This is a genomic window from Streptomyces antioxidans (genome assembly GCF_000968685.2).
GTDB classification, from domain to species: Bacteria; Actinomycetota; Actinomycetes; order Streptomycetales; family Streptomycetaceae; genus Streptomyces; species Streptomyces antioxidans.
Map to the genome: position 1 here is coordinate 1 of NZ_LAKD02000047.1, position 15454 is coordinate 15454.

Annotated in this window: 16 protein-coding genes; 10 read left to right on the forward strand and 6 right to left on the reverse strand. The window is 72.1% G+C overall.

The genetic code is table 11. The features are described 5' to 3' along the window. Window positions 1–195: 195 nt before the first annotated feature. The gene (locus VT50_RS18795) at window positions 196–1839 is read right to left on the reverse strand and encodes an FAD-dependent oxidoreductase (protein ID WP_046088215.1); all 1644 of its coding nucleotides are present in this window, start codon (window positions 1837–1839) and stop codon (window positions 196–198) included. Window positions 1840–2004: 165 nt separating this feature from the next. Here VT50_RS18795 and VT50_RS18800 point away from each other — a divergent pair, with 165 nt between their 5' ends. From VT50_RS18800 to VT50_RS18840, 9 genes are all read left to right on the forward strand, one after another. Continuing rightward, a complete protein-coding gene (locus VT50_RS18800; RefSeq protein WP_046088216.1) occupies window positions 2005–3183 on the forward strand; it encodes a SchA/CurD-like domain-containing protein in 1179 nt (392 codons plus the stop codon). Between the two features lie 69 nt (window positions 3184–3252). Continuing rightward, a complete protein-coding gene (locus tag VT50_RS18805) occupies window positions 3253–3660 on the forward strand; it encodes a cupin domain-containing protein (RefSeq protein ID WP_046088217.1) in 408 nt (135 codons plus the stop codon). After that, complete coding sequence (locus VT50_RS18810) at window positions 3657–4925, forward strand: beta-ketoacyl-[acyl-carrier-protein] synthase family protein (RefSeq protein WP_046088218.1); 1269 nt, start codon at window positions 3657–3659, stop codon at window positions 4923–4925. The genes VT50_RS18805 and VT50_RS18810 overlap by 4 nt, the downstream gene beginning before the upstream one ends. Further along, window positions 4922–6172, forward strand: coding sequence for a ketosynthase chain-length factor (locus tag VT50_RS18815; RefSeq protein ID WP_079343856.1), 1251 nt, complete (start codon window positions 4922–4924; stop codon window positions 6170–6172). Before VT50_RS18810 ends, VT50_RS18815 begins: the two co-directional genes overlap by 4 nt. After that, the gene (locus tag VT50_RS18820; protein ID WP_046090774.1) at window positions 6172–6426 is read left to right on the forward strand and encodes an acyl carrier protein; all 255 of its coding nucleotides are present in this window, start codon (window positions 6172–6174) and stop codon (window positions 6424–6426) included. The genes VT50_RS18815 and VT50_RS18820 overlap by 1 nt, the downstream gene beginning before the upstream one ends. A 2-nt stretch (window positions 6427–6428) precedes the next feature. Then, window positions 6429–6893, forward strand: a complete 465-nt coding sequence (locus VT50_RS18825) for an SRPBCC family protein (protein ID WP_046090775.1) — start codon at window positions 6429–6431, stop codon at window positions 6891–6893. A gap of 2 nt (window positions 6894–6895) precedes the next feature. Next, the gene (locus VT50_RS18830) at window positions 6896–7225 is read left to right on the forward strand and encodes a TcmI family type II polyketide cyclase (protein ID WP_046090778.1); all 330 of its coding nucleotides are present in this window, start codon (window positions 6896–6898) and stop codon (window positions 7223–7225) included. 367 nt (window positions 7226–7592) lie between these two features. Beyond that, window positions 7593–8108 (forward strand): hypothetical protein, encoded by a 516-nt coding sequence (locus tag VT50_RS18835; RefSeq protein ID WP_046090776.1) that lies wholly within the window; start codon window positions 7593–7595, stop codon window positions 8106–8108. Window positions 8109–8262: 154 nt separating this feature from the next. After that, the gene (locus VT50_RS18840; protein ID WP_046090777.1) at window positions 8263–8985 is read left to right on the forward strand and encodes a class F sortase; all 723 of its coding nucleotides are present in this window, start codon (window positions 8263–8265) and stop codon (window positions 8983–8985) included. Between the two features lie 208 nt (window positions 8986–9193). On the opposite strand, the gene VT50_RS18845 is transcribed toward VT50_RS18840, so the two are convergent. The 4 genes from VT50_RS18845 to VT50_RS18860 form a co-directional block, all read right to left on the reverse strand. Continuing rightward, window positions 9194–10264, reverse strand: coding sequence for a methyltransferase (locus tag VT50_RS18845; protein ID WP_046089225.1), 1071 nt, complete (start codon window positions 10262–10264; stop codon window positions 9194–9196). Window positions 10265–10275: 11 nt separating this feature from the next. Continuing rightward, entirely contained in the window at window positions 10276–11352 is a 1077-nt protein-coding gene (locus VT50_RS18850) for a right-handed parallel beta-helix repeat-containing protein (protein ID WP_046089224.1), read from the reverse strand. A gap of 108 nt (window positions 11353–11460) precedes the next feature. After that, the gene (locus VT50_RS18855; RefSeq protein ID WP_240529213.1) at window positions 11461–12702 is read right to left on the reverse strand and encodes an MBL fold metallo-hydrolase; all 1242 of its coding nucleotides are present in this window, start codon (window positions 12700–12702) and stop codon (window positions 11461–11463) included. Between the two features lie 89 nt (window positions 12703–12791). Continuing rightward, entirely contained in the window at window positions 12792–14015 is a 1224-nt protein-coding gene (locus VT50_RS18860; protein WP_046089235.1) for a pyridoxal phosphate-dependent aminotransferase, read from the reverse strand. A gap of 106 nt (window positions 14016–14121) precedes the next feature. Here VT50_RS18860 and VT50_RS18865 point away from each other — a divergent pair, with 106 nt between their 5' ends. Then, the gene (locus tag VT50_RS18865) at window positions 14122–14664 is read left to right on the forward strand and encodes a hemerythrin domain-containing protein (RefSeq protein ID WP_053048757.1); all 543 of its coding nucleotides are present in this window, start codon (window positions 14122–14124) and stop codon (window positions 14662–14664) included. Here VT50_RS18865 and VT50_RS18870 read toward each other — a convergent pair. Further along, entirely contained in the window at window positions 14588–15379 is a 792-nt protein-coding gene (locus tag VT50_RS18870) for an ANTAR domain-containing response regulator (RefSeq protein ID WP_338058330.1), read from the reverse strand. The genes VT50_RS18865 and VT50_RS18870 overlap by 77 nt on opposite strands. Between the last annotated feature and the right edge of the window lie 75 nt (window positions 15380–15454).

Below are 15454 nucleotides of genomic sequence, written 5' to 3' on the forward strand. Positions count from 1 at the left end.
GGAAACCCAGCATCCAGCCTCTCCGGCGTTTGAGGAGTGGGGGCCGGGGCGGAGCCCCGGGGTGGGGGCTGGGGCGGAGCTCCAGTTTCGGGGAAGGGCGGGGAGGGGACAGCCCGCCGCAGGCGCCTCGCGGCGTCGGCACGGCACCCGGTGCGGCGTGCCGCGGCCATGGGCGGGGCGCCCAGGAGGACGGGCTCAGCCGTCCAGTCGCAGGACCTCTCGCAGGGCTCGGGTCAGCGCGGCCTCGGGGTCGGGTACCGAGCGCTCCGTGCGCCAGGCGACGAAGCCGTCGGGGCGGACCAGGACCGCGCCGTCGGGGGCGGTGCCGTGGAGTTCGGCCCAGTCCGTGCCCGGTTCGGGGGCGAGTTCGTGGTCCGGGCCCTCGCCCACCCGGTAGCAGTCCAGGGGGACGCCGAGGGCATCGGCCGCGCGGCGGCCCGCCTCGTGCCAGGCGGCGCCGCCCGGGCCGGTGAGCAGTACGCAGGTGCGCTCGTACAGATCGAGGGTGGACAGCCGCACCCCGCAGCGGTGCACCCACATATGGGGGGCGCGGCTGCCGGGCTCGGCGGAGACCGTGAAGTGGTCGGGGACCGGGGGGGCGGAGGGGTCGGCGCCCGCGACCGCGCCCCGTACGTAGCGGTAGCCCATGGCGACGGCCATGACATTGGACTGCGGGGCCCGGTCCTCGGTGGCCGGTGCCGAGTAGCCGGGGTGGCTGTGCTCGGCCGAACGGGCGGCGGCGCGGGCGCTGGTGGCCTGGGCGACCGGGCGCCGCTCCGTGCCGTAGGTCTCCAGCAGCGCGGGGCCCGCCCAGCCGCCCAGCACGGCGGCGAGCTTCCACGCCAGGTTGTGGGCGTCCTGAATACCGGTGTTGGAGCCGAAGGCGCCGGTGGGGGACATCTCGTGGGCGGAGTCCCCGGCGAGGAAGACCCGGCCGTCGGAGTAGCGGTCCGCCACCCGCTCGGCCGCGTGCCAGGGCGCCTTTCCGGTGACCTCGACCTCCAGGTCGGGCATGCCGACGGCGGCGCGGATGTGCTGGGCGCAGCGCTCGTCGGTGAACGCCTCCAGCGGTTCGCCGCGTTCGGGGTGCCAGGGGGCGTGGAAGACCCAGCTCTCCTGGTTGTCCACGGGCAGCAGCGCCCCGTCGGCCTCGGGGTTGGTGAGGTAGCAGGCGATGAAGTGGCGGTCCCCGACCGCGTCCGCGAGCCGCTTGGCGCGGAAGGTGATGGACACGTTGTGGAACAGCTCACCGCGGCCGCTCTGCCCGATGCCAAGGGCCTCGCGCACCGGACTGCGGGGGCCGTCGGCGGCGATGAGGTAGTCGGCGCGGACCGTGGAGCGCCGCTCGGACCTGCGGTCCAGGAGGGTGGCGGTGACCCCGTCCGGGTCCTGCTCGAAGGAGCTCAACTCGGTGGAGAACCGCAGCTCGCCACCGTGCTCCTGAGCCGCGCCAAGCAGCACCGGCTCCAGGTCGTTCTGGCTGCACAGGCACCATCCGGCGGGGCTGATCCGGGCGGCCGTGCCACCCGGGTCCATCTCCCGGAAGAGCCAGTTGCCCTCGGTGCCGGTGAGGGACGGAGTCTGCAGGATCCCGTGGTTGTCGGCCAGTACGGACGCGGCCTCACGGATCGCGGACTCCACCCCCGCGGTGCGGAACAGTTCCATCGTCCGGATGTTGTTCCCCCGTCCGCGTGGGTGGTGCGAGGTGCGCGGGTGCTTCTCGACCAGCAGATGACCGATCCCCAGTCGGCCCAGGAACAGTGAGGCGGACAGGCCCACCAGGGAGCCGCCCGCGATGAGGACGGGCACACGCTCAGCATTGTCGGCAAGACGGTTCATTGTGCTGCTATGCCCGGTGTCTCCGGGCCGCTCCGGGACGCTGACCAGGCGTTCGCTCGGATGGCTCACATATCTCGCGCCATTGGTGGGAGCACCCCACGATCGTCTAACGGGCGGGTGTCCTCGATGCCCGGAAGGACGCGTCCGCGAAATAAGGAGTGGAAGATGAGCACCCTGTCCGACGTTCCGGAGACCACGGTGGACCAGTCACCCACGACCGTGGAATCCGCTCTCACCGACACCAGATTGCGCGTCGTGCTGCTGGTGCAGGTCAACAGTGGTGCCGAGCAGCGTTTTCTGCGTGCCTACGATCAGTTGTCCCAGCAGGTGGCCGCGGTGCCCGGGCACATCAGCGACCAGCTCTGCCAGTCGATCGAGAATCCCTCGCAGTGGCTGATCACCAGCGAATGGGAAAGCGCCCCTCCGTTCCTCGCCTGGGTGGACTCCCCCGCGCACCGGGAGATGGTCAAGCCCTTCCACGGCTGTGTGGAGGACACCCGCTCACTGCGGTTCAGCATTCTGCGGGAGACCCTGACCGCCGGATCGGCGCCGGTCGATGTCACCACCCGGGGCGTCGACGCGGCGCTGCGGGTCGGCGACGGGCTGGTCCGGCAGGCGCTCACCTTCACCGTGAAGCCGGGCAGCGAGGACGCCGTGGCCAAGATCCTGGCCGATTACGCCTCCCCCGAGGCCCGGGTCGACGAGACCACCCGGCTCTCCCGCACCTCGGTATTCATGAGCGGCAACCGGGTGGTGCGGGCCGTGGAGGTCAAGGGCGATCTGACCGCGGCGCTGCGCTTCGTGGCCCGGCAGCCGGAGATCAGGGCCGCCGAGGAGGCCCTGAATCCGTATCTGGAGGAGGACCGCAACCTCGACGACCCCAGCTCGGCACGGGAGTTCTTCGCCCGCGCCTCCCTTCCGGTGGTCCACCACATGACGGCCGGCGGGCAGCGCCCCGCCCAGGGGGTCCACCGGCACGCCCTGCTCTACCCGGTCAAGACCGGCTGCGGCCCGGCGCTGGCCAGTCTGCTGGCTCGGCAGGACGAGCTGGCGGTGAACCGGGAGATGACCGCGGACCAGACCACCAAGACCCTGCTGAGCAGCACCATCTTCCAGCGTGACGACATCGTGGTGCGGCTGGTGGACCTGGCCGTACCGCTGGACCGGAACCCCGCCATGGCGGCCGGTGTGAGCGGCCGGAGGGCCGCCGCCGTACTGGGCCGGCTGCTGGACCTCGGGGCGGACGGGGCGGTGATCGACCTGTCCATGGAGAACGGGCAGCGCCGCTTCCTGGCCGACTGCGACATGACCCCGATCACCGACCGCACATCGGCGGACCACTGACGGCGTCTCTCCCCTTCGCACCCCTTCACCCCCGTGGCCCGGACCGCGCAACGCTCTCTGGAGGAACTCATGACCACGCAGTCCCCCCTCGTCGTCGACCTCGCCGCGGTCGCCCCCAACCGCCGTCGCGGCGGCGATGTGCGCGCCATGCTCACTCCGCCTCTGGTGGGCGCCACGAGCGGCTTCATGGGGATGGCCGTCGTGGGGCCCGGTGAACGGGTCGCCGAGCACTACCACCCGTACTCCGAGGAGTTCGTGTACGTCGTCAGCGGCGACATGGAGGTGGACCTGGACGGCGAGGCGCATCCGCTCCACCCCGACCAGGCGCTCCTGATCCCCATCAACATGCGGCACCGGTTCCGCAATGTGGGGAGCACCGAGGCCCGGATGGTCTTCCACCTCGGGCCCCTGGCGCCGCGCCCCGAGCTCGGTCACGTGGACACCGAGACCGCCGAACCCGCCGAGGCGACGTCGTGACCCGACGGGTGGTGGTCACCGGGCTCGGTGTCGTCGCCCCCGGGGGTATGGGGGTCCCGGCGTTCTGGGACATGCTCACCGCGGGCCGTACGGCCACCCGCAACATCACGCTCTTCGACGCGGAGCGGTTCCGCTCCCGGATCGCCGCCGAATGCGACTTCGACCCGCTGGCCAGCGGTCTGAGCTTCGAGCAGATCGAACGCTCCGACCGCTATGTGCAGTTCGCGCTGGTGGCGGCCCAGGAGGCGGTACGGGACTCCGGTCTCGACCTCCAGGCGCTCAACCCCTGGCGGATAGGGGTCTCACTGGGCAGCGCAGTCGCCGCGTCCACCCGGCTGGAGCGGGATTACGTCAAGGTCAGCAACGCCGGTGAGCACTGGGACGTGGACCACCGCAAGGCGGGGCCGCATCTGCAGCACGCGTTCTCACCGAGCGCGCTGGCCTCCGGGGTGGCGGAGCTGACCGGGGCACAGGGCCCCGTGCAGTCCGTCTCCACCGGCTGCACCTCCGGTCTGGACGCGATCGGCTACGCGTTCCAGGCGATCGAGGAGCGGCGGGCCGATGTGTGCGTCGCCGGGGCCGCGGACTCGCCGATCACCGCGCTGACCGTGGCCTGCTTCGACTCGATCAAGGCCACTTCGGCGAACAACGACAACGCGGCCACCGCGTCCCGGCCGTTCGACGCCCACCGGGACGGCTTCGTCCTCGGCGAGGGCGCCGCCGTGCTGGTGCTGGAGGAGCTGGAGCACGCCCGGGCCCGGGGGGCCCGGGTCTACTGCGAGTTCCGGGGATTCGCCACGTACGGCAACGCGTACCACATGACCGGTCTGACCCGTGAGGGTCTTGAGATGTCCGAGGCGATCGACCACGCGCTCGGCCACGCCCGCGTCAACAGCTCCGAGGTGGACTACGTCAACGCACACGGCTCGGGCACCAAGCAGAACGACCGGCATGAGACGGCGGCCGTGAAGCGGTCCCTGGGCGAGCACGCCTACAAGACCCCCATGAGCTCGATCAAGTCCATGGTGGGCCATTCCCTCGGGGCGATCGGCGCCATCGAGGTGGTCGCCTGCGCCATGGCCCTCGCCCGTGGCGTGGTGCCGCCGACGGCCAACTACGAGACCCCCGACCCCGAATGCGACCTCGACTACGTCCCGCGCACCGCCCGCGCCCTCCCGCTGCGCAATGTGCTGTCGGTCGGCAGCGGATTCGGCGGCTTCCAGTCCGCGGTGGTGCTGAGCCGGGCGGACGGGAGTGCGGCATGACATCCGCGAAGAGCACCCGGAACCGGGGCGCGGCCGTCACGGGCCTCGGTGTGATCGCCCCCAACGGCGTGGGCACCGACGCCTTCTGGAAGGCCACCCGGGAGGGGATCACCTTCCTGGACCGGATCTCCCGCGAGGGCAGTGAGCACTTCCCGGTCCGGATCGGCGGCCAGGTCCGCGGCTTCGATCCGGGCTCGGTGATCGAGGAGCGGTTCCTCGTCCAGACCGACCGCTTCACCCACTTCGCGATGGCCTCGGCCGATCTCGCGCTGGACGACGCCAAGCTGCCGGTGGACGACATGTCGCCGTTCGCGGTGGGCGTGGTGACCGCCGCGGGCTCCGGGGGCGGTGAGTTCGGCCAGCGCGAGCTGCAGCAGCTGTACGGCAAGGGGCCGCGCTATGTGGGCCCGTACCAGTCCATCGCGTGGTTCTACGCGGCCAGCACCGGCCAGGTCTCCATCCGCGGCGGGTTCAAGGGCCCGTGCGGGGTGGTGGCGAACGACGAGACCGGCGGTCTGGACGCGCTCGCGCACGCCCGCCGGTCCATCAGGCGGGGAGCGGACGCGATGGTGGCGGGCGCCTCCGAGGCCTCGCTGGCGCCGTACTCCATCGTCTGCATGCTCGGCTGGGACGAGCTGAGCCGGGCCCGCGACGCGGGCCGGGCCTATCTGCCGTTCACCGAGGACGCCTGCGGATTCGCGCCCGGGGAGGGCGGCGCGATGCTGGTCGTGGAGGAGGAGGGAGCCGCCCGGCGCCGCGGGGTGCGGATCCGCGGCTTCATCGCGGGCTACGGCTCGACCTTCACCGGGCCGTCCCGGTGGGAGCGGTCCCGGGACGGGCTCGCCCAGGCCATCCGGGTGGCCCTGGAGGACGCGGAGTGCGCACCGGAGGAGATCGACGTGGTCTTCGCCGACGCGCTCGGGGTGCCCGAGGCGGACCGCGCGGAGGCACTGGCGATCGCCGACGCCCTCGGGCCGCGCGGCACCCGGGTCCCGGTGACCGCGCCGAAGACCGGTTTCGGCCGGGTGCACTGCGCGGCTCCCACGCTGGACGTGGCGGCCGCGCTGCTCTCCATGGAGCACCGGGTGGTGCCCCCCACCCCGTACGTCACCGAGGTCTGCCATGACCTCGACCTCGTCACCCGCAGCTCCCGCCCCGCCGAGCCGCGGACGGCGCTGGTGCTCAGCCGAGGACTCATGGGTTGCAACGCGGCGCTCGTGCTCCGCGGACCGGAAGGAGATTACTGATGTCCAGTCAACTGTCCTACGGGGAACTGGCCACGCTGATGAAGCGGTGCGCCGGGCTCACCGTCGACCCGGACATGATGCGGACCCGGCCGGACTCCACCTTCGAGGAGTACGGCCTGGACTCGCTCGGTCTGCTCGCCATCGTCGGCGAGCTGGAGAACCGGTACGGCACCCCGATCGAACCGGGGGCCGAGAGCTGCAAGACCCCCGGCGACTTCCTCGACGTCATCAACACCTCACTCACAGGAGCATGAAGATGGCAGGCCACACCGACAACGAGGTCATGATCAAGGCACCCCTCGACCTCGTCTGGGACATGACCAACGACCTCGAGAACTGGCCGCAGCTGTTCAGCGAGTACGCCTCGGTCGAAGTGCTCCAGCGGGCCGGGGACACCACCACCTTCCGCCTGACCATGCACCCCGACGGGGACGGCAAGGTCTGGTCCTGGGTCTCCGAGCGGGAGACGGCCCGCGATGTGCGCACGGTCTGGGCGCGCCGCGTGGAGCCCGGCCCCTTCGCCTACATGAACATCCACTGGGAGTACGAGGAGGAGCCCGAGGGCACCCGCATGCGCTGGACCCAGGACTTCGAGATGCGGCCCGACGCACCGGTGGACGACCCCACGATGACGGAGCACATCAACCGCAACTCCCGTATCCAGATGGATCTGATCCGGGACAAGATCGAGCAGCGGGCTCGGGAGACGGTGGGGGCATGAGCATATACCGGACCATGATCGTCGCCAAGATGCAGCGGGACGCGGCCCCGCAAGTCGCCAAGATATTCGCGGACTCCGACCGCGGTGAACTACCCGGGCTGATCGGCGTCACCGGCCGCAGCCTCTTCCAGTTCGGCGAGGTGTATCTGCATCTGATCGAGGCGGAGCGGCCGCCGGACTCGGAGGTCACCAAGTACGCCAAGCACCCGGAGTTCCGCGACGTCAGCGCCCGCCTCCAGCCGTATATGCGGGCGTACGACCCGGAGACCTGGCGCGAGCCCAAGGACGCCATGGCCCGCGAGTTCTACCGCTGGGAACGCGACCGGGGCTAGCGCATGCGCGTCGCGCCGCACGGGGCCGCCGACGGAGTTCGCCTCCCGGCGGCCCTTTTCGTATGGCCTTTTCGTATGGCCTTTTCGTATGGCACCGGGAGCCGGTTATGCACCGGGCGCGGAAACTTCACACTACTGGGCTCATCGGAATGATGTCTGCCGAAAAGGTGAAAGGGCATCAGGCCATTCGCGCGGCAAATGAGTGATCATTGCGCTTATCTCCACCCAGAGGGCTTACAACCGAGCAGATCGCACGTCGCGCCGAGTGGCAGGGGGAGCCCTCTTCGCTGACGGTGGATAAGACGCCGCTGCGATCCCTTTATCTGGCAAATAGTCAGTATCGCGACGGCGCCGGAAGGAATGGCTCATGCGATCTACTCGCGCACTCTTCACCGGGGCGGCGATTGCCGCCACCCTGACCCTGGGCGCCCCCGCCGCCGCGTTCGCCGCCGACGTCTCGGACCCGGGCGGTCACGGTGGGTACTCGAGCAGCCAGGAGTCCTCCGAGGACGGCTACGGCCAGAGCGGCTGGAAGGACAAGGACAAGGACAAGGAAGACCCGAGCAAGGAAGAGCACGGCAAGGAGGACCCGGGCAAGGACGAGGGTGGCTGGTCCGGTCGCGGCAAGGACGAGGGCGGCTGGTCCCACGGCAAGGACGAGGGCGAGCACGGCTGGTCCGGCAAGAAGGACCACGACTGGTCCGGCGGTGACTGGAAGGGCCACGAGAAGGGCGACAAGCCCCGCGGTGGCGTCCACACCGGTGGCGGCGGCATGGCCTCCACGGGCAGTGGCATGGCCGCCGGCTCGGTCCTGCTCCTCGGTGGCCTCGGCGCCGGAGCCTACGCCCTGCGTCGCCGCAAGCCGACCGGCACCGCGATCTGAGCCTGACTCCTCGTATTCCGTGCTGCCGTGGCACCTCCGCCGAGCGGTGGTGCCACGGCAGTTCCACGAGCGCTATGAGAAAAGCGGCCGTGAGAAGGGCGCCTTGAGCTGAGGCGCCGCGCGAAAAGGCGCTGTAAGAAAGGCGGACACCCCCATGGGAAAGCCGGCCAAGCAGGGCGCTGCCGATGGCAACACCCGCATTCTCCGCTGGGCCGCCGCGTCGGCCCTCATCGGCGTATTCCTCATCTACAACTCCGTCGACGCCGTCTCTCAGAACACCCCGGAGGCCCGGTCCACGGCCAGCGCCCCGGCGTCCGTCTCGGAACCGGAGAGCGACACCTCCAACGAGGACGCGTACGCGGATTCCCCGGAGTCGACGACCGCCCCCCAGTCCCGTCCGGGACCCGCGCTGCCGCGCTCCCCCGCCTCCCACCTGGACATCCCCTCGATCGGGGTGAGCGCACCCTTCACTCCGCTGTCGCTGGACACCGCGGGCGTGCTGGTCCCGCCCCCGGACACCGACCAGAACCTGGTGGGCTGGTACCAGGGCGGCCCCTCGCCCGGCGAGCGCGGCAACGCCATCGTGGCCGGGCACGTGGACACCAAGGTCGGCCCGGCGGTGTTCGCCAACCTCAGCCAGCTCAAGCTGAAGGGCAAGGTGGCCATCACCCGCGAGGACGGGATCGTCGCGACCTTCGTGGTCGACAAGATCAAGACGTTCAAGAAGAAGGCCTTCCCGGACAAGCAGGTCTACGGTGACACCCCCAACGCCCAGCTGCGGCTGATCACTTGTGGCGGCGTCTATGACCGCACGGCCAAGGACTACACGGCCAATGTGGTGGTGTTCGCGCACCTCACGTCGTACCGGTACAGCTGACGCACCGACAGACACCGAAGCCCCGCACGCACCACAGACGCCGAAGCCCCGCACGCACCACGGTGCCCGCGTCGTCGAGGACGGACGACGCGGGCACCGTGGTGGCGTCCGTGGTGGCGTTTTTTCCCCTCCCCGCCCCGTCCCTCAACTGGGGCGGAGCCCCTGGTATCGGGAAGGGGCGGGGAGGGGATACAGCGCGCCGCAGCCGTCACGGGCCGCCGGGCGCCCCCACCGTGGAGTCGAAGGCGTGCAGGGCGCCGTTGACGGGACGGATGTCGGTCACGTTCAGACCGGCCTGGGTCATCCGCGCCACCATGCTCTCCTCGGTGTGCTTCCGGCCGCCCACATTGAGCAGCAGGAACAGGTCCATCGCCGTGGTGAAGGAGGACGGGCTGTTGTCGACGAGGTTCTCGATGACGACCACCCTGGCGCCGGGCCGCGCCGCCGCGACCACATTGGCGAGGGTCCGGCGGGTGCTCTCGTCGTTCCATTCGAGGATGTTCTTGATGATGTAGAGGTCGGCCTCGACGGGCACCTCGACCCGGCAGTCACCGGGCACCAGCGTCGCCCGCGGGGCCAGCGCCCCGCCGTCCCGCAGCCGCGGATCGGCGTGCGCCACCACCTGCGGCAGGTCCAGCAGCGCGCCGTGCAGCGCCGGGTGCTTCTCCAGCAGGCTGGCCAGCACATGCCCCTGGCCGCCGCCGATGTCCACCACCTCCTTGACCCCGTCGAGGTCGAGGAAGGCGGCGACATCGGTGGCGGACTGACGGCTGGAGGTGGTCATCGCGGCGTCGAACACCCGGGCCGACTCGGGCGCGTCCTCATGGAGGTAGGCGAAGAAGTCCTTGCCGTAGATCTCGTTGACGACACAGCCGCCGGTGCGCACCGCCCGGTCAAGCAGCGGCCACGCCTCCCAGGTCCACGGTTCGGTACACCACAGGGCGATGTTCCGCAGGCTGCCCGGGGTGTCCTCGCGCAGCAGCCGGGACATCTCGGTGTGCCGGAAGCGGCCGTCCTCGGTCTCGGCGAAGATCTGACAGCAGGCCAGGGAGCGCAGCAGCCGACGCAGCGGATCGGGCTCGACGTCCACGGCGGCGGCCAGCTCTCCGATGGAGGCGGGCTGGTCGCCCAGCGCGTCGGCGATCCGCAGCCGGACCGCGGCGCGCACCGAGGCGGCCCGTGCGGCACCGAAGACGATCTCGCGCAGTTGCATGGGCGGCGGGAGCGCGGCCGGTGGGGGCTGCGCCGCGGCGGCTCTGTCGGTGTCCACAGTGGTCATCTCGCCGCCTCTCAGCACCGGCCCGTGGGCGCGGACAGCTCACACACGTTGTCGGTGAAGGTGTTGTCGGGGCCCTTGTCCCGGTCGGCGAGGTCGGCGGGCTTGTTGCCGCTCAGCACGTTCCGGCTGATGGCGTTCTTGGCGTTGGGGGCGCCGACGGCGCTGGTGTAGAGCACGATCCCGCCGGACATGGGCGAGGTGCCCGCGTTGCCGTTCACCTGGTTGCCCGTCACCCGGGTGCCCTCGGTGCCGGTGAGCACGATGCCGGCGCCCTGGATGAAGGGGAGCCGGTCGGTGGCCTCGCAGTAGGCGTTGTTCTCGTAGACGGAGTTGTGGCGGACGTTCAGGTCCCCGGCGCGCGGGGTCGACTCGTCGCCGACGATGAACACCCCGGCGCAGTTGGCGGTGATGCTGTTCCCCTCGACCGAGAGGTCGCGCAGCCGGCGGACCACCACACCGGTGCGGTTGCCGCTGAGCTGGTTTCCGGCCACCAGGGTGCCCAGGGCGTCGGTGGCGCCGCCCTCGGCGTCCATGGTGTTGGCGAGGAAGACGCCGGACTGCTTGTTGCTCCGCGAGACGTTGTCGACGAAGGTGCCGCGGGTGGACACCTCCTGGCCCATGCCCTGCTGGCCGTTGTCCTCGGCGGTGGTGTTCCGTACGGTCATCCGGTCGGTGCCGTAGCCCCAGATGCCGTTCTTGGGGAAGCCGGTGACCTTCAGTGAGCCGATCCGGACATCCGAGACGGGGTCTTCGGCCGTCCCGGTGACGCAGATGCCGTGCCCGGCCTTGCCGCAGGCGTTGGCCGACGGCTTCGCGGCCGGGGAGAGCACGGTGGACTCGCCCGCACCGGTCAGGGTCAGCCGGTCGGTGGTGATCTGGATGTTCTCCCGGTAGGTGCCGGGCCGGATCTCGATGGTGTCGCCCGGCTCGGCGGCGTCCACGGCGGCCTGGATGGACTGGCCGGGCTTGACCACGTGGCGGGTCGCGGCCTGGTCGACCGGGGCGGCGTGGGCCGCGGGGAGCTGGGCGAGTTCGATGATGAGTACGGCCGTCAGGCCCGCTAGGTGGCGAAGTCTAGGTGTGCGCATGAAAAGGAAGCTAGGTGCGCTCCGCACCACTCGCCACTTATGTTCCACTCGTCACTTATGCTCCGCGTTACCCCACTTGGCGGTCTGGTGGACCGGCCGGAGGCCCGCCTATTCGAGCACCCGGGACGCCCCGACCGGCAGGTCCCACAGCTCCTCGCGCGGACGCCCGGTGGCCTCCCAGGCCGCGCGGATCCGGTGCAGCGGCTCCAGGGGCGGCTCGGCCGCGAGCAGGAAGGTGGACCAGTGCATGGGCGCCAGCACCCGCGCCCCCAGGTCCAGATGTGCCCGTACGGCCTCCTCCGGATCGGTGTGCACCCCGCTCAGCATCCAGCGCGGCTCGTACGCGCCGATGGGCAGCAGCGCGATGTCGATGCCCGGGTAGCGGCGGCCGATCTGCTGGAACCAGTGGCCGTAGCCGGTGTCCCCGGCGAAGTACACCCGCCGTCCGCCGGGCGCGGTGATGACCCATCCGCCCCACAGCGAGCGGCAGGTGTCGGTGAGGGTGCGCTTGCTCCAGTGGTGGGCCGGGACGAAGTCGAAGCGGACCGGGCCGTCCTCGCCGGGCAGTTCGGCCGCCTCCCACCAGTCCAGCTCGGTCACCCGGGTGAATCCGCGCGCCCGGAACCAGCGGGCGACCCCGGCGGGCACGAAGACGGGCGTGGCCTTCGGCAGCCGCTTGACCGTGGGCGCGTCCAGATGGTCGTAGTGGTTGTGGCTGATGACGACCGCGTCCACGGGCGGCAGGTCCTCCCAGCGCACCCCCACCGGAGTGACCCGGGCCGGGGTGCCGAGGATCTTGCGGGACCAGACCGGGTCGGTGAGCACGGTGAGCCCGCCGGTCCGCACCACCCAACTGGCGTGCCCGGCCCAGGTGAGCGCCGTCCGGCCGGGGCCGATGAGCGGTAGCGGCCCCGGTTCGAAGGGCAGCTCGGGGATCTCGCGGAGCGTCTCCACGGGCGGTCTGAGCCGTCCCTCCCGGGCCAGCCGGGCCAGCGCCCGCACCCCCGGCAGCGGGGAGGTGAGCCGGTCGGCGAACGACGGCGGCCAGCTGCGGATCTCACCGGGCGGACGCGGGGTCCCCGGCCCGGGGACGGTGGGTTCGGGAGCGGTGGGTTCGGGAGCGGTCGGCGCGGTGCCACCCGGCCCGGTACCGGCTGGTCCGGCGCCGTCCGGTCCGGGAGCGCCCGGCTGGGCGCCGTCCGGGCCCGTGCCGTCCGGGGCGGGGGCTCCCGGCTCAGGGGTGGTGGCCGGGGCCAGCCGGGGCCGGGCGGCGGCGCCGGGGCGGGTTCGGCGGCGCCCGGCCGGTTCCACCGGTTCCGCCTGCTCGGCGTGGTCGGCGTGGTCGGTCATGGCCTGGCTCCCTTCCGTATCTGAGCCGTGTCCGGGCCGGACCTTCGGTGCCGGCGCGTCATGGGGTCCGTGGCTGGGTCCGGGGCGGCTCAGGTCACCGGACCGCCTTCGATCAGGTCGCGGAAGGCCGCCTCGAAGGCGTCCAACGCCGTGGCCACATGGGGCAGTCGCAGCGGATCCGGCGTCTGGAGCGCCCGTAGCCGCGACTCCTCCGCCGGGCCGAGCAGCGGCAGGGTCGCCACCCGGATCCGCAGGGTGTGCGGGGGGTCGCCGAAGCGGTGGCCCCCGGCCACGCTCGGGCCGAGCCGCCGCACCAGCTCACGCTCGAGCTCCACCGAGTCGGTGACGCCACGGGCGGCGAGCACCCCGCGCAGCTCGTCCAGGTCCGCGTACAGGTGGCGACCGGCCTGGGGCGGGCGGGCCAGCGCCCCCGCGGCGGTCAGCGCGCGATAGGCGGCCGCGGCCACGGCCCCGTGCGCCCGGGCGGCGGCGGCCATCCGGTCCCTGACCGGCTCGGGTTCCTCAAGGGCGTACGCGGTGGCCGCCGCGATGGGTCCGGGCAGCACGGAGCGTACGGCGGTGAGCAGCGACAGCACCCGGCCGCGCAGCTCCGCACCGCGCTCGGTCGCGGGGAACCGGGCGATCGCGGCGGGCCAGCCCGCCGGGGTGAAGGCGCCCGCCAGGTCGCAGAGCACGATCGTGTTCTCGGGGGACATCTCGGCGGGGCTGAGCAGCACCGTGCCCTGCGGATGGTGGACGGTGTCCCGCCAGGTCTCATCGCTGACGATCAGCAGCCCCTCGGCCACGGCCGCCTCGCACACCTCGTGCAGCAGCTCGGGCGGGGCCACGGTGCCGGTGGGATCGTCGGCCGCCGACAGCAGCAGTACCCGGGGCGCCCCGCCCTCGGCGCGGATCCTGCGGACGATCTCCAGCAGCGCGAACGGATCGGGCAGCCCACCGCATTCGGCCGGGACCGGCGCGTGGTGGGCACGCCGGTTCACCAGCCGCACCAGCGGCTCGTACCAGGCGGCGCAGGGGCGGGGCAGCAGCACATCACCGCCGGGGGCCGAGGCGAGCAGCGCCAGCAGCAGCGGTTCGGCGCCCGGCGCGACCACGACGTGCTCGGGGTCGGTCCACAGCCCGCGCCGCGACCAGTAGCCGCAGGCCGCCGAGCGCAGCCCGGCCGAGCCGCCGACCGGCTCCGGCGCGGTGTGTCCGGCCGCCGCGGCGAAGCTGGCGAGCAGCTCCGGGACGACCGGCAGTCCGCCGTCCTCCCGGTCCGCCGGTGCCGGGGCGGTCCACTGCCGCTGCATTCCGTCCACACCTCCGCCCGTGTCCGGCGCGTCACCGCCCACGTATGTCCACCTTCGCAGATCTCCGGCGCCGTTTCGCGTAAGGGACCCGGGGCACCCGGGCGCCATGACATCGATGCCGGAGCCACCCGATGTGGTGGACCTGCTCACCGCGGACCACCGCACGGTGCGCGACCTCTTCGAGGGGTACCGCGCCACCACCGACCCCGAACAGCGGCGGCAGCTGGTCGACCGGATGACGGTGGAGGTGGTGCGGCACTCGGTGGCCGAGGAGGTCCATCTCTATCCCACGGTCCGCAAGGCGCTGCCGAACGGCGACCGGATCGCCGACGAGGAGATCGAGGAGCTGACCGAGGCCGAGCGGATCCTGTCCGACCTGGACGCCGTGGACCCCCGGGACCGGCGGTTCGACCCGCTGGTCCGGGAGCTGATGGAGGTGGTGTCCATGCATATCCGCGGCGAGGAGGACCTGGTCTTCCCCGAGCTGCGGGAGCGGCTCACCCCCGAGGAGCGGATGGCGCTCGGCCTGCGGGTCGGCGAGGCGGCGGCCGCGGCGCAGGGCGTGCCCCCGGTCAGCCCGGAGGGTCCCGGTCCGGGCCGGACGCTGGCCGATCGGGTCCGGGAGCAGCTGACCGGCCGAACTCGATGAGGTTCTTCTCCAGGCCCCGGCCGCGGGTGCGCACCACCGTCTCGGCGAGCTCCGCCAGCTTGCGGTTGGTCCGCTGGGAGAGCTGGCGCAGCAGGTCGAACGCCTGGTCCGGGTCGCAACCCAGGACGTACATGACGATTCCGCAAGCCTGGTCCACCACCGGACGGCGGCGCAGCGCCGTGTCCAGCTGGTCGACCTGGACCAGGGCGGCGCGGTAGAGCCGGTCCCGGGCCAGGCTCTCGATGGCCAGGTCGCCGAGCAGCCCGGTGGCGCCCTGGGCGGCCCTCCGCAGCGGCCCCGGGCGCAGCCCGTAGACCGAGACGGCCACGGTGAGCCCGTCGCAGGCGAACGGCAGGGCGGCGGAGGACCGCACGCCCGCGTCCAGCGCCCGGGCCCGGTAGCGCGGCCAGCGGTCGTCGTGGAGCAGATCGTCGGCGCCCGCCGGGCGGCCGGTGTCCAGTGCCGCGAGGATCGGGCCCTCCCCCGCCCTGAGCTGGACCGACACCAGCGCGGAGAGATCGGGGTGGGTGGCCGCCGTGGTCCGGTCGGCGTCCACGGAGCCGGGGGGCTCCTCGGCGAGTACGGCGGTGGCCGTGGCCCCGCAGCTCTCGGGCGTGCCCGCGGCGGCCTGCTCGGCCAGTTCGGCCAGACCGCGTCCGAGGGAGGGTGCGTCGGTCTGGAACGCCGCGCGGATGGGCATACGGTCGGGCGCCACCGGGTCCACTCCTTTCGCTCCGGTCGATGTGCTGTCCGGCCCCGTCCTTCCGGGGCCGCGATTTTTGCGGGTGTC

Bases quoted from the DNA above. Each gene is read 5' to 3' on its own strand.
- VT50_RS18865 (WP_053048757.1), top strand. From the start codon at position 14,122: ATGACATCGATGCCGGAGCCACCCGATGTGGTGGACCTGCTCACCGCG.
- VT50_RS18855 (WP_240529213.1), bottom strand. From the start codon at position 12,702: ATGACCGACCACGCCGACCACGCCGAGCAGGCGGAACCGGTGGAACCG.
- VT50_RS18850 (WP_046089224.1), bottom strand. From the start codon at position 11,352: ATGCGCACACCTAGACTTCGCCACCTAGCGGGCCTGACGGCCGTACTC.
- VT50_RS18805 (WP_046088217.1), top strand. From the start codon at position 3,253: ATGACCACGCAGTCCCCCCTCGTCGTCGACCTCGCCGCGGTCGCCCCC.
- VT50_RS18795 (WP_046088215.1), bottom strand. From the start codon at position 1,839: ATGAACCGTCTTGCCGACAATGCTGAGCGTGTGCCCGTCCTCATCGCG.
- VT50_RS18820 (WP_046090774.1), top strand. From the start codon at position 6,172: ATGTCCAGTCAACTGTCCTACGGGGAACTGGCCACGCTGATGAAGCGG.
- VT50_RS18800 (WP_046088216.1), top strand. From the start codon at position 2,005: ATGAGCACCCTGTCCGACGTTCCGGAGACCACGGTGGACCAGTCACCC.
- VT50_RS18845 (WP_046089225.1), bottom strand. From the start codon at position 10,264: ATGACCACTGTGGACACCGACAGAGCCGCCGCGGCGCAGCCCCCACCG.
- VT50_RS18840 (WP_046090777.1), top strand. From the start codon at position 8,263: ATGGGAAAGCCGGCCAAGCAGGGCGCTGCCGATGGCAACACCCGCATT.
- VT50_RS18815 (WP_079343856.1), top strand. From the start codon at position 4,922: ATGACATCCGCGAAGAGCACCCGGAACCGGGGCGCGGCCGTCACGGGC.
- VT50_RS18860 (WP_046089235.1), bottom strand. From the start codon at position 14,015: ATGCAGCGGCAGTGGACCGCCCCGGCACCGGCGGACCGGGAGGACGGC.
- VT50_RS18835 (WP_046090776.1), top strand. From the start codon at position 7,593: ATGCGATCTACTCGCGCACTCTTCACCGGGGCGGCGATTGCCGCCACC.
- VT50_RS18825 (WP_046090775.1), top strand. From the start codon at position 6,429: ATGGCAGGCCACACCGACAACGAGGTCATGATCAAGGCACCCCTCGAC.